This is a genomic window from Elioraea sp., from assembly GCF_022842375.1.
In the GTDB taxonomy this organism is placed as follows: Bacteria; Pseudomonadota; Alphaproteobacteria; order Acetobacterales; family Acetobacteraceae; genus Elioraea_A.
Genome location: NZ_JALHPR010000001.1, coordinates 343533 through 364671 on the forward strand (window position 1 = coordinate 343533; position 21139 = coordinate 364671).

Annotated in this window: 18 protein-coding genes and 1 pseudogene; all 19 read right to left on the reverse strand. The window is 65.1% G+C overall.

The features are described 5' to 3' along the window. Positions 1 to 16 precede the first annotated feature (16 nt). Positions 17 to 376 (reverse strand): hypothetical protein, encoded by a 360-nt coding sequence (locus Q0C38_RS23295; RefSeq protein WP_408869996.1) that lies wholly within the window; start codon positions 374 to 376, stop codon positions 17 to 19. Between the two features lie 423 nt (positions 377 to 799). After that, a pseudogene (locus tag Q0C38_RS01595) lies at positions 800 to 952 on the reverse strand (IS5/IS1182 family transposase); the annotation flags it as partial. Between the two features lie 180 nt (positions 953 to 1132). Next, a complete protein-coding gene (gene bchO, locus Q0C38_RS01600; protein ID WP_291295293.1) occupies positions 1133 to 2035 on the reverse strand; it encodes an alpha/beta fold hydrolase BchO in 903 nt (300 codons plus the stop codon). Between the two features lie 16 nt (positions 2036 to 2051). Beyond that, positions 2052 to 3845 (reverse strand): magnesium chelatase subunit D, encoded by a 1794-nt coding sequence (locus Q0C38_RS01605; RefSeq protein WP_291295294.1) that lies wholly within the window; start codon positions 3843 to 3845, stop codon positions 2052 to 2054. 7 nt (positions 3846 to 3852) lie between these two features. Beyond that, positions 3853 to 4932, reverse strand: a complete 1080-nt coding sequence (gene bchI / locus Q0C38_RS01610) for a magnesium chelatase ATPase subunit I (protein ID WP_408869997.1) — start codon at positions 4930 to 4932, stop codon at positions 3853 to 3855. Then, complete coding sequence (hemA, locus tag Q0C38_RS01615; protein WP_291295295.1) at positions 4922 to 6133, reverse strand: 5-aminolevulinate synthase; 1212 nt, start codon at positions 6131 to 6133, stop codon at positions 4922 to 4924. Before hemA ends, bchI begins: the two co-directional genes overlap by 11 nt. Positions 6134 to 6224: 91 nt before the next feature. Beyond that, the gene (gene puhE, locus Q0C38_RS01620; RefSeq protein ID WP_291295296.1) at positions 6225 to 7298 is read right to left on the reverse strand and encodes a putative photosynthetic complex assembly protein PuhE; all 1074 of its coding nucleotides are present in this window, start codon (positions 7296 to 7298) and stop codon (positions 6225 to 6227) included. Between the two features lie 45 nt (positions 7299 to 7343). After that, a complete protein-coding gene (gene acsF / locus Q0C38_RS01625; protein ID WP_291295297.1) occupies positions 7344 to 8411 on the reverse strand; it encodes a magnesium-protoporphyrin IX monomethyl ester (oxidative) cyclase in 1068 nt (355 codons plus the stop codon). Beyond that, positions 8408 to 8719 (reverse strand): hypothetical protein, encoded by a 312-nt coding sequence (locus tag Q0C38_RS01630; RefSeq protein ID WP_291295298.1) that lies wholly within the window; start codon positions 8717 to 8719, stop codon positions 8408 to 8410. The genes acsF and Q0C38_RS01630 overlap by 4 nt, the downstream gene beginning before the upstream one ends. Further along, positions 8716 to 9207: a photosynthetic complex assembly protein PuhC gene (gene puhC / locus Q0C38_RS01635; protein WP_291295299.1), complete on the reverse strand. Its 492-nt coding sequence runs from the start codon at positions 9205 to 9207 to the stop codon at positions 8716 to 8718. The genes Q0C38_RS01630 and puhC overlap by 4 nt, the downstream gene beginning before the upstream one ends. Before the next feature lie 22 nt (positions 9208 to 9229). Continuing rightward, positions 9230 to 9883: a photosynthetic complex putative assembly protein PuhB gene (gene puhB / locus Q0C38_RS01640; protein WP_291295300.1), complete on the reverse strand. Its 654-nt coding sequence runs from the start codon at positions 9881 to 9883 to the stop codon at positions 9230 to 9232. A gap of 26 nt (positions 9884 to 9909) precedes the next feature. Continuing rightward, entirely contained in the window at positions 9910 to 10680 is a 771-nt protein-coding gene (puhA, locus tag Q0C38_RS01645) for a photosynthetic reaction center subunit H (RefSeq protein WP_291295301.1), read from the reverse strand. A gap of 2 nt (positions 10681 to 10682) precedes the next feature. Continuing rightward, the gene (locus tag Q0C38_RS01650; protein ID WP_366937225.1) at positions 10683 to 12113 is read right to left on the reverse strand and encodes a BCD family MFS transporter; all 1431 of its coding nucleotides are present in this window, start codon (positions 12111 to 12113) and stop codon (positions 10683 to 10685) included. Between the two features lie 20 nt (positions 12114 to 12133). Continuing rightward, positions 12134 to 12847, reverse strand: coding sequence for a magnesium protoporphyrin IX methyltransferase (gene bchM, locus Q0C38_RS01655; RefSeq protein ID WP_291295303.1), 714 nt, complete (start codon positions 12845 to 12847; stop codon positions 12134 to 12136). After that, positions 12847 to 13788 (reverse strand): ferredoxin:protochlorophyllide reductase (ATP-dependent) iron-sulfur ATP-binding protein, encoded by a 942-nt coding sequence (gene bchL, locus Q0C38_RS01660; protein ID WP_291295304.1) that lies wholly within the window; start codon positions 13786 to 13788, stop codon positions 12847 to 12849. The genes bchM and bchL overlap by 1 nt, the downstream gene beginning before the upstream one ends. Further along, a complete protein-coding gene (locus Q0C38_RS01665; RefSeq protein ID WP_291295305.1) occupies positions 13785 to 17426 on the reverse strand; it encodes a magnesium chelatase subunit H in 3642 nt (1213 codons plus the stop codon). Before Q0C38_RS01665 ends, bchL begins: the two co-directional genes overlap by 4 nt. Then, a complete protein-coding gene (gene bchB / locus Q0C38_RS01670; protein ID WP_291295306.1) occupies positions 17398 to 19002 on the reverse strand; it encodes a ferredoxin:protochlorophyllide reductase (ATP-dependent) subunit B in 1605 nt (534 codons plus the stop codon). Before bchB ends, Q0C38_RS01665 begins: the two co-directional genes overlap by 29 nt. A gap of 4 nt (positions 19003 to 19006) precedes the next feature. Then, positions 19007 to 20272: a ferredoxin:protochlorophyllide reductase (ATP-dependent) subunit N gene (locus Q0C38_RS01675; RefSeq protein WP_408869999.1), complete on the reverse strand. Its 1266-nt coding sequence runs from the start codon at positions 20270 to 20272 to the stop codon at positions 19007 to 19009. Between the two features lie 50 nt (positions 20273 to 20322). Beyond that, on the reverse strand, positions 20323 to 20943 hold the full coding sequence (gene bchF, locus Q0C38_RS01680; protein WP_291295307.1) for a 2-vinyl bacteriochlorophyllide hydratase: 621 nt from the start codon (positions 20941 to 20943) through the stop codon (positions 20323 to 20325). Positions 20944 to 21139 lie beyond the last annotated feature (196 nt).

Genomic DNA, 21139 nt, shown 5'->3' on the forward strand with positions numbered 1-21139 from the left:
AAGCACGGAACCAGGTTCAGCGCGGCGGCGAAGTCGGTCGTCTCTGCGGCGGTGTAGGCGGAGCCGTTTTACCGCCCTTCGGGCGTTGCCTTCGACTCAGCGAGCCACTGACGGGCTGCGGGGCGCGGATGGCATCGAAGCGGCGCTCGACGCAGTCGAGCATCATGTCGCGGATCATCTCGCCGGAGATGCCGCCGCCGGATGTGGCGACCCAGGCGATGATCTCGCGGCCGTGGGTGTCGATGGCAAAGGCGACGCGGACGACCTCGCCGTTCCAGCCGGGGATTTCGGAGCCGTCCGACGCTCCGCGCTGGTTCGAGACCGCGGCGGCGACGTTGCCCTCGTGCGTGCGGATGGCGCGGTTGATCGTCGTCATGACACGGCGATAGCCGCAGGTCGGGCGCGCGTCGGTCGGCCAGGTTGGACCGGGCGACGCCGATCGTGCCGGCCACGGCTTTCACCGGGACCCATCGCGTGGCGGCGACGGCAAGCGCAGCGCAGGTTTTTTTGGGCGTGTCTGCTCCAGGGTCTTGCGCAGGATCTCGGTCTCTATGGTCTTGCGGCCGAGCGGGCGCTCAAGTTCGCGGACGCGGTTCTCGAGCTTCCGAACGCGGCTGACGAGGACGACCTCTTCGTCGGCCCTGACAGCCTAGTGCCCGCCCTCGGCCACGCGGCGCCTGCCCTGGAACTGCAGACTGGGGGGAGACGCCGTGGAGCCGGGCGACCGCGGAGACCGTCATGCTAAGCTGCATGGTCTGTTCGACCAGCCGGCCACAGCCTATCGCTCGGCGAAGAACGAGGCCCTGGCAATCCCGATGGTGCGCACTACCAGCGCCATTGGCCCCTTCTGCCGGGCAAAGAGGTGCTCGACGACCGAGCGCACGGCCGATTTGCGGGCAGTGGCGCGGCGCATCCTTGCCGCCATCGGCCGCCCCGGCGGCTGCTTGCGGTGCGCGAGACCAGGCCGCGCGCAACAAGCCACACTTAGCCCATGCGCGTCTTTCGATACCGGGGAAATGGGTGCACCATCAAAACCTGGGATCAAGCACCTAGCAGGCTTACGGCGCTCTCATTTGCGGGCGGTCGCTATGCGCCGCCCGTTTTCTTTTGGATTGCGATGAGTGGGAGCGATTCAGAAGGAATCGGCAGTGCTTGGCTTTGTCGCCATTCCTGCGTCGTCGATGATCGCGGCGATCGCAGGTCCATCTTCCTCGTGCGCCAGATGGCCAAGGTGGGGCAAGCTGAAGAACTTCGCTGTTGGGATGAGTGCGCGTACGCGCTGTGCATCCGACGGCGGGATCGTGAGATCATTCTCACCGACGACCAGGGTCAGCGGAATCTGGAGCCGTGGCAGCGCGCGGGCAAGCGGATGGAGGTCCCAGGCGGCCATCATGCCCAGTGCTGCCGCCACGTGCCCGGGATGTCGAACGACCATTGCGTAAGCATCCACGCCAGCCGAATCAATCGTTGATCCTGTGCCGCGCAGCAGTCGCTCGACCGCCCGTCTGTCCCCCGCGCGACGAGCGATTATCAATGGAACGAGTGGAAGCGAAACCAGCATCCGTGCGAGGGCAGAAAAGATGAAGAGATCGCCCGGGCCGCCACGCAGCGGAAGGAGGGCGCCGTTGAGGCTGACAAGGGCACGCGGAACGATCATGCCGTCCAGCGCCATAACGGCCAGTACTGCCGCTCCAGCGGAGTGGCCCGCTGCTAGGGTTGGTTCGATTGAAAGCTCGCGAAGAAGTGCATCGACTGCTGCCGCCATCCCCGGCAACGACAGCGCTCTTGCGGGCGGCGTATCCGTGAAGCCGTGGCCGGGCAGATCAGGTGCCACAACAGTGTATCGTTCGGAAAGCAGCGGCAAAAGACTACGCCAGGAATGCGTTGCCGCCCCGGTGCCGTGCAGCAGCAGTACAGCTGGGCCGTTCCCAGCAATTTGGACATGCCAGCGGAAACCCGCTGCACGTACGAATTGGCTAGCTTCGCGGTTCGGCCACTGCTGCCCGTCGCGCGGCCAATGTGGACGGTTCTGCATGATCAGCCCGGCTCAATCAGGCGGCGCGGCCGCCTACGGCCGGCTGAGCTGATCTAACAGCGCGTGAGAGTGCGGCTGCATCAGCGGAGGGGAGCGGCACATAGCGCGCGCCTAAAGCAGCAGCGAGCCGGCTGGCCTGTACCTGCGGTCGCGGCGATGTGTCGAGCAGCACGGACGCGATGCGCATGAGTGAGACTGGGCGGGCGGCGGCGAGTGCGTCCGCTTCAGCTGTCTCGCGGCCGCCGGTACCGTCACGTGCAACGTTGGCACGTCCGTCCGTCAGAAGTACAAGGAGCGGGGTACCGCCCCGGCGCAACACGGCATCGGCTAACGCCCGCGCTGCGTCCAATGCTGCCGCAATCGGGGTGCCGCCCCCGCCAGGAAGCGCGGCGAGACTTCTTCGTGCACGGACGAGCGAATTCGTCGGCGGCAAAAGCAACTCGGCCGCACGGCCTCGGAATGAGATCAGCGCGACGCGATCACGTCGCACATAGCATTCGGCGAGCAGGAGCTCGACGGCGCCCTTGGCTTCCGCCAGGCGATTCATCGCCGAGGAGCCTGATGCGTCGACGACGAAGATTGTCGTTGTTTCGCTCCGCTCGCGGAAGCGCTTAACGCGAAAGTCCTGGCGCCTCACCATGATCTGAGGGCCGCCTTCGCGATATCTGAGCCGCTGCCACGGGGCAGCCGCTCGTAGCGTGTCGAGCAAAGCAAGTCGCGCTCCGCCATCGAGTGTGCCGGGACGTGCCCCAATGGGGGCTCCCCTGCGAGCCGAGAAACGGGTCACGCCGGCTTTGCCGGCGGATGACGCCTGCCGTACCGATTTTCCGAGAGCCAGCCCCGCGAGGAGCCCGGGAGGCAGCGCCGCTGCGGCTGCTGCGAGCAGGAGGTCCGCGAGCTCTTTCGAGTCGGGTTGCCGGGTCTCATCAGTCTCGCTGCCCTCTGGTGGGGGCGGTACATCTCCGCTGTCCTGTTTCTGCTCAGTTGGTTGCTGATCCTCGCTGTTCGATGAAGGCAGGCGTGTAGCGCGGTGTCCGAGAATGAGACGGGCGGCAGCTGCGGCGTCCTCGTCCGAAACCGTCGGCCTGCCGGCAAGTGCAGCTGCCGCTCGCGCGGCATTCAGCGCGAGCAATGGTGCGCGCAGCGAGGCGATGCCCAGTGCAAGCGAGGTCTCGCAAAGCGCTTCAATCAACCCATCCGGGGTAGCGACCAGGGGATAAATCGCGCGGGCAGCGCGTAGGTCATCTGCGGTGACATCGGAAGGCGTCGTTGCCCCAAGCGGTGTTCCATCAAGGCAGATGGAAAATCCAATTCGCTCGGAAAGGGCGCGGGGAGGGTGCTCCTCATCTGTAGCACCCTCGTCAAGGAGCACCATGCCGAGTGAAGCTGCTTCACGGATCGCAATTCCGTCCCGCTCGGCAACCACCTCGCCACGGTCGAGCACCGCGCCCAATCGCGCGGCGAGACCGGACGAAATTCGTTCCGCCATCGGAAGAAGAATGACGCCGCCGTGTGATTCCGCGAGCAGGCCGCGTTCAGCGACGGGCCTTCCTGTTTTCAGTGTAGCCGCCAAGTCAAGGCCGCCAAGCAGGCGTCCGTCGACGACGCCAGGAGGGAGCTTCCGGAAAGAGTCGCTAGGCGGAAGCAGGCGACGAACGTTCGCAAGCAACCGATCGCGCACCGGCCCCGGTGCGGAGCGGATGATGATGCCCTTGAGGCCGATCGGATCGACGGCGAACAGACTGATGGCGAGCAGGGCGTCGGCCCAGTCGCCGGCGGGGGGTGCGTTCAAGAGGCCAATCCACTGCATCGGCGCCTCATGGGCCGAACGCCTCTGTGATCGCTCGGGAGACACGGACGTCCGATACCGTCTCATCGAGGACGTTGCGTCGTAGCCTGTGACGTAGCGCCGGGTGCGCGACCCGTCGAAGTTCAGCGAGCCCGACTTCCGCAATGCTGTCGAAGGCCGCAAGCGCACGTGCAGCACGAACAAGCGTAAGTTCGCCGCGCAACCCATCAGTCCCGAGTGCCATACAAAGCTTTGCGGCGTACTCGATCGTAGAGTCTGAAACCACGGTTCCTGGAAGGCGCTTCCGCGCGGCAACGATCCGTTTCCGCAACTTGGCTTCCTCAGGCGCCCACGCGTGCGTAAAGCCTGTTGGGTCCCGTTCGAAGGAGTCGCGGCGACGTACGACCTCGATCCGGGACACGAGGTCTGAAGGGGTTGTTACCTCAACGGATAGACCGAAACGATCGAGAAGCTGCGGACGCAACTCTCCTTCTTCTGGATTGCCGGAGCCGACGAGAACAAAGCGCGCAGGATGGCGGATTGAGATGCCTTCGCGCTCGACAACATTCTCACCCGAGGCGGCAACGTCGAGGAGCAGATCGACGATGTGATCCTCAAGGAGGTTGACCTCGTCAATGTAGAGAAATCCACGATGCGCACGTGCCAGCAGTCCGGGCTCGAAGGCCTTCACTCCCTGGGCAAGAGCGCGTTCGATATCGAGAGCGCCGACGACGCGATCCTCTGTTGCCCCGAGAGGCAGGTCAACAACAGGAACTGGAACGAGCGCTGTCTTCAGCTTCGTGCTGCCATCGCGGCAGTTGTCGCAGAGACCCTGCGTTGATTCGGGCCCGCATGCGTAGGAACAGCCAACAACAACCTTCATCTCGGGAAGTAGGGCGGCCAGAGCACGCACAGCGGTGGACTTTCCAGTGCCGCGGTCACCAAACACCAGCACACCACCAAGCGTTGCATCGACCGCGGCGATGAGCAAAGCAAGTTTCATTTCGTCTTGCCCGACGATGGCCGAAAACGGAAAAAGGATACGGCCAGTCACTGGCGCACGTTGCACGCGGCTTCCGGAGGAGGTGGTTGCATCGTCATGCTGCACGACGCAGCCTCAACTCTGACCAAATTGCCGACAGGGCCCCGATCAGGTGTTCGATGTCAGCATCGGAGTGCAGGGGTGATGGGGTGATGCGAAGCCGCTCAGTTCCTCGCGGAACGGTTGGGTAGTTGATCGGCTGAACATAGACCCCGTAGGCATTGAGCAGGATATCGCTAATACGCTTGCAGGCTGCAGCATCGCCGACCATGACGGGAATGATGTGGCTCGGATTGGCAAGATGCGGCACGCCGATGGCGTCGAGCCGGCGGCGGACCGTTGCCACGCGCTCGTGCATCTGCACCCGCTCGCTGCTACTGCGCTTCAAGTGCGCGATCGAGGCGATCGCCCCTGCTGCAACGTGCGGGGGAATCGCTGTGGTGAAGATGAAGCCCGACGCGTTGCTGCGGACGAAGTCGCACAGCGGCGTGGAGGCAGCGATATAGCCGCCGAGTACGCCGAAGGCCTTGCCGAGGGTTCCTTCGATGACCGTCAGCCTGTCAGCCAGGCCATCGCGTTCGGAGATGCCGCCGCCACGCGGGCCATAGAGGCCGACCGCGTGCACCTCGTCGAGATAGGTCATGGCGTTGTGCTCATCGGCCACGTCGCAGAGCTCTGCAATCGGGGCAATGTCGCCGTCCATCGAGTAGACGCTCTCGAAGGCGACGAGCTTCGGCGTCTGGATCGGGAACTCAGCGAGCTTGCGGCGTAGATCCTCGGGGTCGTTGTGGGCAAAAATGCGCCGCTCCGCCCGCGAATGACGGATGCCCTCGATCATCGAGGCGTGGTTGCCCTCGTCGGAGAAGACGACGCAGCCGGGGATTCGGGCTGCAAGCGTGGTCAGACTCGCCCAGTTCGACATGTAGCCCGAGTTGAATATCAGTGCGCCCTCTTTGCCGTGGAGGTCGGCAAGCTCGGTCTCCAGCCGCACGTGATAGTGGTTCGTACCACCAATGTTACGTGTGCCGCCCGCACCCGCACCGGAGCGATCGAGTGCCTCGTGCATTGCGGCGAGGACCTCTGTGTTCTGGCCCATGCCCAGATAGTCGTTGCTGCACCAGACTGTGACCTCGCGGGACCCCTCGGGCGTGTGCAGGGTCGCTCGCGGGAATGCGCCGGCATGTCGCTCGATGTCGGCGAAGACGCGGTATCGCCCTTCGTTCCGGAGGCCGTCAAGATGTCGGCGGAAGAATGCCTCGTAGTTCATGTCGCCTCCGTACCCTTCTGGTGCCGCTTCGTCTGGCTTGTCCTGCCGCGGTGCTGCGGCCTTGGCCCGGATGTCGTGATCATGCTGGTGGTCATCCCGCTGCTGTCGGGGCGGGGGAGGGGCGGGCGCAGGCGGCGAGTGCCGCGAGCAGCCGGTCATGGTCGATCCGCCGGCCGACAGCTGTCACACGCGCTTCCGCTGAGGCAGGCGGCGTACAGGCGGTGATCGTCGCACCGCCGGCCGTGGCGTAGAACTCGACCCATCCACCGGCGGCGCGCACGCTGCCGCTGATGTTCTCGACGTCGCCGAACTCGCCCTGGCGAGCAGCATCGAGCACGTCGCGCAACCCATTTGGATCATACGGCCCGTGCATCGAGGCCGTCCATGCTCGGGGCGCCTCGCCGTGCGAATCTGCGCGCAGGCTCCAGGCCCAGAGCAGGACGGAGGGGATGGGCAGCACGAGAAACCAGTGCTCGATCACCGCAAGCGCGAGCATGGTGGCGAGAAAGGTGAAGCCCGCGATGTCGGCCGCCGAGGCGCCGTCTGCCGTCGCTGCCTGGAAAAGCAGTACCGTGCCGATCGTGCCTCCGGTCACTGAGAACGGTAGTAGCAGGTTCATCGGGCGACGGCGGAAGTAGCTCTGCAGATATGTGAGATGGTCGGGCAGGAACTCCTCTGCGAGGTTCGGTACACCGAGGAACAGGTTCAGTTTCGCAGAAAGCCGCATGACCCAGAGCAGGAGGTAGGTCCAGAGGCCAACGAGGTTCTCACCCCCCCACGTTGCGGCAATGACGAGTGCTGCACCGCCGACGATCGCAAGCTCATGGTGCAGGATTGCCATCAGGGCATCGGCGAAGCGGCGTAAGCCTGACGCGCCAGGTCTGCTGTGGGTCCGGCGCGGGCCGGTGACGAGGCCCATTAGGAACGCCATTTCCTGCCAGGCCCAGACCATTAGCGCGCAGACGAAGGCGAGATACGTGCCAGTGACGGAGCCATCGCCGGACGTCGCAACAAGGCCCCAGAGTGCAAGCAGTGCAAGCAGGCTGGCACCCGCAAGGCTCAAGCGGAACGTTCGGGGCGGGAGGCCATCGAGATAGAGAATTGCACCCGTGGAGAACCACCAAGCGAACACAGTGAAGAGTGCGGGCAGAAGCAGTTCCATCATCGTGCCAATGCCCTCACCCGCGTGCTCTCATCCGCGCCCAGCACATCACCAAGCCGGGCTCATGCGAATCTCCGCCGGCAGGGCGGCGTGCTTGCCCGGCAGGAGGTAGAGCCTGATGAAGGCCGATGCTGCCGATGCCTTGAGGCCGAAGCGCCTGAGCGCGCCGCCGATGCCCTTCTGGTGCCTAGCCTCGTACATGGCTTCGGTGACCCGCCGCAGCTTCTCGAGGCCGCGATGGAAGCCCGGATGGTCGATGTCGAGCGTGACGGGGAAAACCTGCTTGCTGATCTCCGCGGTGATGCGGAACACCTGCATGTCGTAGCTCGTAGCGTCCATGCCGAGCGCCTTGTGGAACTCGGGCCGGGCATGGTCACGCACATACATTGTCGCATAGACAGCGAGCTGAAAAAACTTCACCCAGTACTTATTCAATCCCTCGAGCAGAGACGGGTTCGCACGCATGAGGAGTGCAAACGCCTCCCCGTGACGGAACTCGTCGTTGCACCATTGCTCAAACCACTGAAAAATCGGGTGGAAGCGGTTTTCCGGATTGCGCTCGAACTGACGAAAGATTGTGATGTACCGCGCGTAGCCGATCTTCTCTGACAAGTACGTGGCGTAGAAGATGAACTTGGGCTGGAAGTAGGTATATTTCTTTGCTTTTGTGAGAAATCCGAGATCTACGCCAATACCGAGGCCCTTTAAGGTCTCATTGATAAAGCCTGCATGACGGGCCTCGTCGCGTGCCATCACAGCGAAGAGCTCTTGAACATCGGGGTTCTTGATGCGCTTCTTGATCTCGGCATAGAGCACGCAGCCCGAGAACTCCGCCGTGACCGAGCTCACCAGGAACTCCATGAACTCCTTACGCAGCGCGGGCGGAAGATGTTCGAGCTTGAAATCGTCGAATGCCGGCGAGCGGACGAAGTGGCCCTTGTTCAAGTCTGCCCTGAACTCAGCCATCAGGCTGTCCCAGTCCTTGCGCACAGAGCTGATATCGAGCCGGTCCATCGCGGCGAAGTCGGTCGTGTAAAAGCGCGGCGTCAGAACGGTATCCTGCAGCGCGATCCGCGTGCTTTCGTTCGTCGCCTTGACGGGGGTAAGCGCATTCATCTTGCCACCTCTGGAAGCTCGATATCCTCGAAGCCGACATTGTACAGTTCGGTGAGCGCAAAGATCGCCCCAAGATGGACCACCGAGCGGTCGTACCAGCCGGCGCGGCGCAGCGTCGCGCGCACCCGCATCGTCGCGCGCTCGCCGAAGGGCACGCCGGCCGGCGCGCCGTGCATCACGAGTTCGTCGCCCGGACCGACCTCAATGTCGACCGGGATCGCATAGGCGTGCAGGCTCTCGCCTGTCTGTTCAAGGTCGAGATCGCAGAGGATCTCGACGGTGCGGCGCCCCAGCAGCCAATCGATCATCGCGGGATGCCTCCCTGGGCAATGAGGATGGTGGTGAAGCTCTCGACTTGGCTTGGCCCGAAGGCGCCGATGTCGACGAACCGGCCGGTTGCCGGGTCCTCAAGCGTCAGTCGCCCATCACTCCACGCGGTCAGGCGGAATGGGCTCTCGGGGCCGGGAGCGTCCGCCGCGCGACGTTCGCGCGCGAAGCCACGGAGCGTGGCGCGGACAAAGCCGCCGGCACCCGGTGCGAGGTCGGTCACCGTCTGACCGGTGCGGGCATCGCTGATGCGGATCGCGCCGTGCGGCGTATCCTCGAAGTGGAGGTCGCGCGTGACCGCAGGGGTGCCGGAGGGGCGCAAAGGATCGACACCGAAGGATTGGGCGATCGCAACACCGCCGACGACCAGAGCCATCGCCGCAACTGCGAAGGTGACGGGTGAGCGGATGAAGCCGCGCCGTTGCGTTGCTCCCTCTGCCCTCGTTCGCGTGTCGTGTCGTGCGTCCATCCCGTCCTCCTGGCGTTTGTCTTCAGGCCGCGGCCGCAGCGGTGCCGTGAGCTTCGCTCCGCGGCGGCGTTGTCTCCGCGAACGGCCGCACCGGTAAGGAGGCTGCGCCCGCTAGGGCGCGGCCCAACACCTGGGCAACCGCCTCGGCATCGGCGACGCAGCGCAGCGTCGGCTCGGGGCGCGAGAAGTGCCAGGGCCGCACATGCGGCCAGAGGAAAAGATATGCGATCTTCTGGTCAGGCACCAAGCGCAGCGCGATATCGCCAATACCCTCGCCGTGCAGTTTGAGCCCCGCGGCCTGAATCGCGGCGAAGGGCACGTTCACCGATGTCGGCAGTGCGACGCCGGCACGGATGACGACCCGGCGATTGGTGATGGTGTAGATCGTGCTGCGCGCCGAAGCCCAGGCGAACAATGCGAGCGGCGCAATTGCAATGGCACCGAGCACGACCAGTAGCCCCGCACCAAGCAGGATTTCTGTGGCGGACGCGCCATCGAGAGCGAGCGCGGTTCCACGCCAAGCGGCAAGGGCCGCGAAGTAAAAGGCGATGCTGCGCACGTGCAGCGCCTTGCGAGCGAGGGGCCCGTGTTGCGGCGCCCCCTGCCACAGGATTGTCTCACCCTCCGGCAGTGCCTCAGGCAGACCGGGGACGGGCTCGAAATCGTGCTCCCGCATTGGCACTCCTCCTCTGGACCCGCTCGTCAGACCAGTGGTTCCTGGCGCTGCGGTGTTGCGTACATGTGGCCGGAAGCGAAGTATGCACAGATCCTGTCTTCCTCGCGGAGCGTGACCTGGTTCGAATTGGCAAGCCCCGGTGCTTCGGCGAAGTGCCTCGCCAGCACTGACACGACCTTCACCAAGCGACGGTTGCCCTCGATCCGTACGAGCGTCATCGGCACGAGTACACGTCGCTGGCCAGTATCGACTTCGAGGTAGCGGACGACCACCTCGGAGATGTCGATCCACGCATCGCTGCACGTACCGGCAACCTCGCCGTCAGCGCCGATGACTTTCATGCCGACGGGGTTCGGATCCTCGTCCGCAAGACTCCAACCGGGAGCGGCGCGCAGCGGCACGATCTTGGGCACGCCGTCGTCGAAGGTGAGGTCAGGCACATCAGCGCGATGCACGTAGGATGCCGGGCCGACGGCATCGACCATTGGGTTGCCCGTTGGCACCAGCGGCGAGCCGAACACCTTCGATGACGCGACCGCGCCGTTGATCGGCGGCTCGACCTCGCCGACGCGCGGCACGGTGATGTTGTGCCCGTCCGACGTACGGAACGTCTTGGGCGACGGCATGCTCGGGAAGCCCACGACCTTGATCCTGTCCGGTCGGTCGGTCAGCAGCGGGTAGCCTTCGCGCTTGCTCTCCCGGTGAAGGTAGAACACCAGACCGGCGAAAAAGATCCAGAACGCATAGAGGCTGACGAACGCTATGTCGAAGTGGGTAGTGATACCGGTGGATGGCATGGTTACCTCGCCAGGCTTGGTGTTGGCTCGACAACGTCGGCACGACGATGTCCGAGCAGGGGCACGGACAGTGGCGCGCCCGCATGGCGCACAAGCGGGCCGATCACGGCCAGGGTCAGGAAAAGAAGAAGGATCTCGATAAGGTAGACGGCGCCATATCCGGTCGCGACCACGTCGAGCGCCGAGCCAAACGCACCTGCGGTCGCTGCACTGCCGACCGTATCGCGGATCACGCTCCCGGCCGCGATCGCAGCACCCGCAGCGGTCGCCTGCACAGCGCCCCAGGCACCAAGTGCAAGGCCGGCGTGGCCCTTGCCCGCGAAGCGCATGCAGGCGATCAGCGTTCCGGCAACGAACAGCCCGCTGCCGAACCCGATCAGCGCAGTTGCGCCGGCGAACAGCAGCACGGAGCCCAGCGGGGCGGCGAGGATGACGGCAGCGAAGGCAAACACGCCGGTGAGTGCGCCATACGCCGCAACGCGATGCTCGTCCCAGCCACCTTGCAGCGCTTTGGCAGCGAAGCTGAGGCCTCCAATGCCGCCACCCGCGAAAAGCGCCGTTAGAAGCGTTGTGCCGCTGACCGGCATCGCAAGAACCTGCCCGCCATAGGGTTCGAGCAACACGTCCTGCATACTGAACGCTGCTGAGCCAAGGCCGACCGCAAGCAGCCTGCGGTTCCACCGACCACCCTGCCGCAGTGCCGCCCAGCTCTCGGAAAAGCTGGGCTGCGGAACATGATTGTCCGAACGCGCGGGGCTGCGCGGCTCCTGCTTCCAGAGCGCGATGCAGTTCAGCGCCATCGTCACCACCGCGGCCCCCTGGATCACCTGGATCAGCCTGAGGTGGCTGAAATCAGCGAGCAATGCGCCGAACAGCAGGGCCGAGACAACCATCCCTGCGAGGAGCATGACCGACATCATCGCGACTACGCGCGGCTGTGTCTCCTCTGCGGCGAGGTCGGTCGCAAGTGCAAGACCGACTGTCTGTACCGTGTGCAAACCCGCGCCGACGAGCAGGAACGCCAGCGCCGCGGCAACTTGGCCGAAGATCGGTGGCCATTCCGTATCGCCGGAGAGGAGCAGCAGCGCGAAGGGCATGATGGCGAGCCCGCCGAACTGCAGCAGGCTGCCGAACCAAATATAGGGCAGGCGACGCCAGCCGAGCACGGAACGATGCGTATCCGACCGGAAACCGATCAGTGCACGGAACGGGGCAAACACGACGGGTAGGGCGACCATGAGCCCAACGACAGAGGCGGGAACGCCGAGTTCGACGATCATCACCCGGTTCAGCGTGCCGATCAGCAGCACCGCCGACATGCCTACCGACACCTGGAACAGCGACAGCCGGAAGAGGCGCGGCAGCGGCAGGTCGGGCGTCGCCACGTCGGCGAAAGGCAGGAACCGCGTGCCAAGGCGACGCCAACCGCGCACCAGACTGTCGCTGATCGCATTCATCCGCGCACGAACTCGCGCCGGAGTTCCTTGGCCTGTGACGTGTAGAAGCCGCGTGCGACACGCTGCGTCCTGCCCTGCCGCCATTCTGCGAAGGCCGCATCAGCGCCGATCAGGCTGCCGAGGTGCGCAGCGCCCACGGGCTCGATCGCGGGCGCGCGGTCGCTTCGCGGGAAAAGGCGCCCGACGGTGTGCATCACCGTTAGGGCCGGCGTTCGCGGGGCAAACGTGAAGACGATGCTGTGGCGCGTCCGCGCTGCCAGCCCCGACAGCGCGGCCACGACATCCGGGGCGCGATAATGGATCAGGCTGTCCATCGCGACGACATGGTCGAAACTGCCGAGGCCAGGATCCAGCATGTCGCCCGAACGAAACATCACGGTGCCAGGGCCGCGATGATCCTCGGCCCGCTCGCGCGCAATCGCGACCAACGTCGGCGAGAGATCGATCGCTATCACGTCTGCTCCGCGTGCAGCGACAGCGATCGCGAAGGCACCAGTGCCGCAGCCGGCATCGAGGATCCGCACGCCCGACAGATCATCGGGAAGCCAGGAGAGCAGCGTCGCACGCATCGTGTCGCGGCCTGCGCGCACCGTCGCCCGGATGCCGCTGACGGGCACATCCGAGGTCAGCCGCTTCCAGGACTCGACTGCCGTGCGGTCGAAATAGGTGAGGAGTTGGCCCCGGCGTTGCTGGTAGGTCGTGGTCTGCATCAGTCAAATCCGAGGAGGTCAAAGATCTCTCGGTCCTTCAGCGGGCCTGCCTCGATCGGATCGGTGCCGGCCCAGAGAGACGCAGCGAGACGGAGATACTCGTGCTGCACCCGCTCGAGCTCGGGCGAGGCCTCCATCTCGAACAGCGTCGTCTTCTTCAGCCGCGAGCGGCGGATGATGTCGAGGTCCGGGAAGTGCGCCAGCGTCTTCAGGCCAGTGGCGGCATTGTACCTCTCGATCTGGTCGATGCCCGCGGAGCGGTTGGCGATTACGCCGCCGAGCCGGACGCCGTAGTTCTTCGCCTTCGCCGCGATCGCCGCGACGATACGGTTCATCGCGAAGATGCTGTCGAAGTCGTTCGCCGCAACGATCAATCCGCGGTCGGCATGGAGCAATGGGGCAGCGAATCCGCCGCATACGACATCGCCCAGCACGTCGAAGATGACGACATCGGTCTCCTCGAGCAGGTGATGCTCCTTCAGGAGCTTCACCGTTTGACCGACGACGTAGCCGCCGCAGCCCGTGCCCGCAGGCGGGCCGCCTGCCTCGACGCAGAGCACGCCGTTGTAGCCTTCGACGACGAAATCCTCCGGACGCAGTTCCTCTGCATGGAACTGCACCGATTCGAGAACGTCGATGACGGTCGGGATGAGCCGCTTGGTAAGCGTGAAGGTGCTGTCATGCTTTGGATCGCAGCCGATCTGGAGCACGCGGCGGCCAAGCTTGGAGAAGGCGACGGACAGGTTTGACGAGGTCGTGCTCTTGCCGATCCCCCCCTTGCCGTAGACAGCGAACACCTTCGCCCCTTCGATCTTGAAGGCGCTGTCGGCATGGACCTGGACGCTGCCATCGCCGTCGCCCCGGCCGCGGAGCGCGGCGCGCGCGAGATCAGGGCGGGAGAAAGCGGGTTCTGCAGGTCGCGGTGGCGTCACGACGGTCATGCGGGCACTCCCATTGTGATGCCTTCCATTCGATCCTCAAGGTCCTCGCCTGCGCGCCGCAGCGCATCGAGCATCTCGGGGTCAGGGCTCCAGTAGCGGCGCTCATGCGCTTCGATCAGCCGGTTGGCGATCTTCGCTGAGGCAGTTGGGTTCAGCGCGGCAAGGCGCTCGCGCATCTCGGTATCGAGCATGTAGGTCTGGGCCAGGTTCTGGTAGACCCAAGGCGCAACCTCGCCTGTGGTGGCCGACCAGCCCATCGTGTTCGTCACATGCGCCTCGATCTCGCGCACGCCCTCGAAGCCATGCTTGAGCAGGCCTTCGTACCATTTCGGGTTCAGCACGCGCGTGCGCGCCTCAAGCGCGACCTGCTCTGCAATGGTGCGAACCTTGCCATCGCCGCGCGTCTGGTCGCCGATGTAGACCGCCGAGGCCGTGCCGCCGCGGGCGCGGCGCACCGCGCGGCTGATGCCGCCCAGCGTATCGAAGTAGTGGTCGACCGTCGTGACACCGACCTCGATGCTGTCGAGGTTCTGGTAGGTGATGTCGACGGTCGCCAGGATATCGCCGAGCACTTTGTCGTTCCGTGATGGCCTGCCGTCGACGCCGAAGGCGAAGCCCTTGCGCTTGACAAAGGCCTCGGCCAGTTCGTCCTCGTCATTCCAGGCACTCTCGCCAACCAGGAAGTTCACGTTCGCACCATAGGCGCCGTCGGTGTTGCCGAACACGCGGAGGCTCGCATCTTCGATCGTTCCGCCATGCTTCGCCATGTGCGCGAGCGCGTGGCGGCGGATGAAGTTCATCTCCGCCGGCTCGTCTGCCGTCGCGGCGAGCAGGGCGGCTTCAGCGAGAAGTTTCATCTGAAGCGGCAGGAGGTCGCGGAAGATGCCCGAGGTCGTGATCACCACGTCTATGCGCGGCCGGCCCAACTCGCCCAGCGGAATGAGCGACGCGCCGACGACGCGACCATAACTGTCGAGCCGCGGTCTTGCTCCCATGAGCGCCAGCGCCTGCGCGATCGGGCCACCCTCCGTCTTGAGGTTGTCGGTGCCCCAGAGAACCATCGCAACCGTTTCGGGCAGCGCGTTCCCCTCGTCCGCGTGGCGGTCGAGCAGCCGTTGCGCTTGGCGCGCGCCATCCTGCACCGCGAAGGCGGAGGGAAGCTTGAAGGGATCGAAGCCATGGATGTTCCGCCCCGTAGGCAGCACATCCATGCTACGCAGGAGATCGCCACCAGGGGCGGGACGGATGTAGCGACCGTCAAGCGCGCGGAGCAGGCTTGGCAGTTCGTGGTCGATGCCAAGGAGGGCATCGAGGCGAGCGCGATCTACGGCGTCCATGATGCCGGCCGCATCGAGCATCTCGGCCCGCTGCGCGTGGCTCGGCGGCTCGCCGATGACGTGCAGGCCATGCGGGATCAGCGTGTATTCGAGCTCCAGCAGCGCCCTGCCGAGGGCGGTGATCTTCTCCGACGCCTGCCCCCCCCAGACCGGCTCAGTCGTGGCGAGGTCGACCGCAGCGGCCTGCGCCTGGATCATGCCTGCGAGCGCATCGCGCTGGCCGTGATCGGCGTCGGGCTCGAGCGCGCGCCAGCGGTCAAGCGACGCCTTGAGCTCGAGGAGGCCGCGATAGAGTCCCGCCGCGGAGACCGGCGGCGTCAGGTAGCTGACCAGCGTCGCGCCGGCACGGCGCTTGGCGATCATGCCTTCGGATGGATTGTTCGAGGCATAGAGGTAGAAGTTCGGCAGAGCGTCAATCAGCCTGTCGGGCCAGCACTGGGCCGAGACGCCGACCTGCTTGCCTGGCATGAACTCCAGCGCGCCATGGGTACCGAAGTGCAGCACTGCATCGGCGCTGAAATCCTCGCGGAGCCATCGATAGAAGGCGGCGAAGGCATGCGTCGGCGCGAAGCCATGCTCAAACAGCAGGCGCATCGGGTCGCCTTCGTAACCGAAGCCCGGCTGCACGCCGACGAAGACGTTGCCAAGCTGGATCCCAAGAATGAAGATGTCGCGCCCGTCTGTGTTGTGCCGGCCGGGGGCGGGGCCCCAGGCCTTCTCGATCTCATCGAGCCAGGGCGTGCGGCGTACGTGATGGTCGGCCGTGACGCGTGCCCCGACATTCGCCACCGTGCCGAAACGTTCCCGGTTGCCGTCGAGGATCATCGTGCGCAGCGCATCGACACTCTCCGGCACCTCGACGGTGTAGCCCTCGGCGCGCATGGCCTTGAGCGTGTTGAGCAGCGAGGCGAACACGCCCAGATAGGCAGCGGTGCCGGTCGTGCCGGCATTGGGCGGGAAATTGAACAGGACGATCGCGATGCGCCGCTCGGCGTGTTCTGCCTTGCGAAGTGCGACTAGGCGCGCGACGCGGGCAGCGAGCGTCGCTGAGCGTTCGAGATGCGGCACCATGTCACGAGCACAGGCAATGCCGTCGCAGCCGGGGCATTTCTCACCCGTTGCCGCTGCGCCGCACCGTCCGCCGAAGGTCATCGGCCAGATGCCTCCATCGAGCTCTGGGATGGCGACCATCATTGTCGCCTCGACGGGGAGCAGGCCACGCTGATCGGCATTCCACTGGCGCATGGTCTGGAACTCGAGCGGGTGCGCTGTGACGTAGGGAACGTCGAGCCTGGCCAGGATCTCCTCGGCCGCTCTTGCATCGTTATAGGCTGGGCCGCCGACGAGCGAGAAGCCGGTGAGCGACACGACCGCATCGACCGCGGGATTGCCGTTACGCATGAAGAACTGCTCGATCGCAGGTCGCGCGTCGAGCCCCGAGGCGAAGGCGGGGATTACGTTTAAACCTTGCGCCTCGAGTGCGGCGATCACGCCGTCATAGTGCCGCGCATTGTTGGCGAGCACGTAAGAGCGCAACAGCAAAAGCCCGACAGTGCCCCGTGCGCCCGGACGGGGCAGTGCCTCGAGCCGTTCTGCCACGCGTCCCGTGGCGCGGGGATGGTAGAGTCCGACATCGGGATAGTGCACGGGCGGCGCGACACGCAGGGCGCCAGCAAGCGCCTTGCGTGGCCCCGTTGCGTAGCGGTTGACGAGCATTGCAACCATGCCGGCGATGTTCTCGGCCGAGCCAGCGAGCCAATACTGCAGGGTGAGAAAATAGGCGCGCACGTCCTGTGCGGTGCCCGGAATGAAGCGGAGCAGCCGCGGCAGTTCCCGCAGCATTTTCATCTGGCCCCTGCCGCTCGCAGCCTGCGCGCCACCCTTGCTCTTGCCGCGGAGGCGCTTCAGCAGGCCAACGATTCCGGTTGCCTCCGCCGTCATGTCGAACCGACCGAGGCGCGTCAGGCGAACGATCTCGGGCGCGGAGAGGCAGCATACCAGTGCGTCGCACGAGGCCCGGCGCGCCTCCAGCGCGGACTGCACGAGCTTGATGTGATCCTCCATGAACAGCATGCCGGCGATGACTATGTTGGCAGACGCGATGTCGGCGAGGCAGTGGGCAAGCGCGTCATCGTCGGCGGCGAACTCGTCGGCAGCGTGCAGCACGAGTTCGAGACGAGGCAGGTCACGCCGCAGTATCTCGCGCGCAGCCGTGACGGCGCCACCGAAGTGGCTGTCCATTGTCACGATCACGACGCGCACCGGCGTCGCGTCAGCGGGAGAAGTGCGCTTTGGCGTCATACAGGGTCTCTACGGTGATGCTCGCAAGCCGACGTTCGGCCGCAAAGCGTTCAGTGTTGCGGCGAGCCTTGCCGCGGACGAAGAAGGGAATGCGGCCGAGTTCCTTCTCGGCCTCCGCTGTCCATGGCGCGGGCCCCGCGACCGTGGCCGCTGAGGAGGGCAGCGCGGAAGGCGCCTCTACGACGTCGGGCTTGCCGGCCGCTGCCATCCCTGCAGTGCGCTGGGTTGGCGGGTGACCGAGATGCGACGGCGCCGCACCATCATGGAACTCGAAATCGTCACGGAACATGCCGAGGAGATGCTCCTCCAGGCCCATCATCAGCGGGTGCACCCAGGTGTCGAACAGCACGTTCGCACCTTCGAATCCCATCTGCGGCGAGTAGCGCGCGGGGAAATCCTGGACATGCACAGGGGCCGAGATCACCGCGCATGGGATTGCTAGGCGCTTGGCGATGTGGCGCTCCATCTGCGTGCCGAGCACCAGTTCCGGCTGCAGTTCGGCGACCTTTGCCTCGACCTCGAGATAATCGTCGGTGATCAGCGGCTCGACGCCGAACTCGGCTGCAGCCTCGCGAATCTCACGGCCGAATTCGCGCGAATAGGTGCCGAGACCAACGACGGTGAAGCCAAGTTCCCGAGTGGCGACGCGCGCAGCGGCGATCGCATGGGTCGCATCGCCGAACACGAACACGCGCTTGCCGGTGAGGTACGTGCTGTCGACCGAGCGGGAGTACCACGGCAGCCGGCTCTCCTCTGCCGCAAGCAGCGCCGATGCATCAAGCCCGGCTGCCTCTGCAACCTCGGTGATGAAGGCGCGCGTGGCGATGACGCCGATCGGAATGGTGCGGATCGTGGTGTGGCCAAACATGCGCTGCAGCCATGTCGCTGCAACGCCAGCGATCTCCGGGTAAAGCACGATGTTCATGTCGGCCTCGCCGAGCCGCGCGAGATCGGCCGGGCTTGCACCGAGGGGTGCGACCACGTTCACCTCGACGCCCATGCGGGCAAGCAGCGAGGTTATCTCGGTCACATCGTCCCGATGGCGAAAGCCAAGCGCGGCGGGGCCAAGCAGATTGCAGCTCGGTCTCACACCAATCGCGCGCTGCGGCCGGACCGTGCCGGGTGCAGGTGCGGTTGGGCCGGCGAAGGTGCGGACGAGGCGGTAGAACGTCTCCGCCGCACCCCAATTTTCCTTGCGCTGATAGGCTGGGAGCTCGAGCGGAACGACGGGGATCGGAAGCCCCATGCCTTCCGCGAGCCCGCCTGGATCGTCCTGTATCAGCTCGGCCGTGCAGGATGACCCGACCAGCATGGCTGCGGGGCGGAAACGAGCGTGCGCGTCCTGCACTGCCGCCCTGAAAAGGTCGGCGGTATCGCCGCCGAGGTCGCGTGCCTGGAAAGTCGTGTAGGTGACCGGCGGGCGCTTCTTGGAGCGCTCGATCATCGTGAACAGTAGGTCTGCGTAGGTGTCGCCCTGCGGCGCGTGCAGCACGTAGTGCACGTCGCGCATCGCCGCGGCGATGCGCATCGCGCCGACATGAGGCGGTCCCTCGTAGGTCCAGACGGCGAGGTGCATCGGCCTACACTCCCAGCCTGTCGCGCCGCGCGAGCGGGCGGGCGAACAGCCCCGCTAGGTCACCGGCCTGGTCGAAGCCCTGGATCGGCGTAAACACGAGCTCGATCGACCACTTCGTCGTCACCCCTTCCGCTTCAAGCGGATTGGCGAGGCCTAGGCCGCACACAGCGATGTCGGGCCGTGCGGCGCGGCAGCGGTCGAGCTGGTGCTCAACATGCTGGCCTTCGGTGATGCGCATCCCTGGCGGCAGAAGGGCAAGCTCCTCGGCAAGATGCTCACGGTGCAGATATGGCGTGCCGATTTCGACCGGCGTCATTCCAAGTTCGTTATGGCAGAATCGCGCGAGTGGGATCTCGAGCTGACTGTCGGGGAAAAAGAAGATGCTCCGGCCAGAAAGCTGCGCGCGGTGCGCGGCAAGTGCAGTTTCGGCGCGGCGGCGGGGCGCGGCGATCGCGTCCTCAAACACTGCTGCAGGAACATCGTAGGCTTCGGCCGCGGCACGGAGCCAGCCGGTCGTTCCCTCGATGCCGAGGGGGAACGGGGCGGCCAGCCGCTTTGCCCCGCGCGCCTCTAGGACGCGCGCGGTCTCCGCAAGGAAGGGCTGCGCGAGCAGGAACCGTGTGCCATGACCGACGGAGGGGATGTCAGCTGCACGACGCGGCGGCAGGAAGGCGACAGTCCCGACGCCGATCGCATCGAAGATCCGCCGGAACTGATCCTCGACCGACTCCGACAGAGTGCCCACAATGAGCAGCGCGGCTTCGTCTGTCGGCGCAGTTCCCATCTCGGGAACGATGGCGGCGAGGCAGGCGTCCTCGCCCTGAGTGAAGGTCGTTTCGATCCCACTACCCGAGTAGTTCAGGACGCGAACGCCGGGCGATAGCTGGCCATCGAGTCGCGCGGCAGCGCGGGAGAGATCGAGCTTAATCACCTCGGACGGGCAGGAACCGACAAGGAACAGCAGGCGGATATCCGGCCGCCTCGCGATGAGTGTCGTCACCACGCGATCAAGCTCGTCGTTCGCGTCGGCGAGGCCGGCAAGATCACGCTCATCGATGATCGCGGTTGCGAAGCGTGGCTCGGCAAAGATCATGACGCCGGCAGCAGACTGCATCAGGTGTGCGCATGTCCGCGAGCCGACGATGAGGAAGAAAGCATCCTGGATCTTGCGATGCAGCCAGATGATGCCTGTCAGCCCGCAGAACACTTCGCGCTGCCCGCGCTCATGAACGATCGACCTGTACGCAGATGCGCTAGTCTCTACTGACACGCAGGTGCTGCCGCCTGAAGCGCGCGCCGAACGATGTGGCGAGACGTCATTCACTGGGCGAAGCCTGGGCTGCGGCCTTCACGCCCGGCGCTCATCGCGCCTGTCAGAGCCTCATCGCGCCTGGCTGCGCGGAGCTTGAGAACAAACTGTACCGCGTTCACCACATAGGCGGCATAGGCTGCGAGCGCGATCAGCATCTGTGTTTGCGGCGATCCGATCGCTGCTGCGGCGACAACAAGGTAAAGGGTGTGCAGCGCCAGAACGAGCATGCTGAACACGTCTTCCCAGAAGAACGGGCGCGCAAAGAGGTATTTCCCGTAGACGTCGTGCTCCCACAGAGAACCTGTGACCATGATCGTGTACAAAACGAGTGTCTTCACTACGATAGAGGCTGTCGCAGCCGAGAGGCCATTGCCAGTCGAAAGGTAGTTCACGACCAGTCCAAGACTGACGAGAAATACCGCGAACTGGAGCGGTGCGAGAACACCCTGCACGAAGGTCCAGCGTGACGCGTCTCGGCGGCGGCGCTCTTCAGGTGAATACAGCGGCTGCCGATGCTGTTCGGGACGTAGCCGACTGTAGCTGTGGAGCGTGGTACGACCTGCAGTCGAAGCCCATGGGCTGCAGTCGACCGAGTCGACAATTCGCTTGACGGCGCGTTCTGTCAGCATGACTTGACAGGCTCCTTTCTGGCTCGGCATGCGTCTACCACCACACTCGTGCGATGTGCCTCGCAGGTGGCAACTCGCGCAGTCCGCAGTTTGGCCGAAGATTATCAATCAACTTGATGGCCATGTCGGCTTTCCTGCCTATCGGCGTCGTTGAGGCAATTGGTTCGTACCGTGTCCTGCCGTACGAACCGGCGTG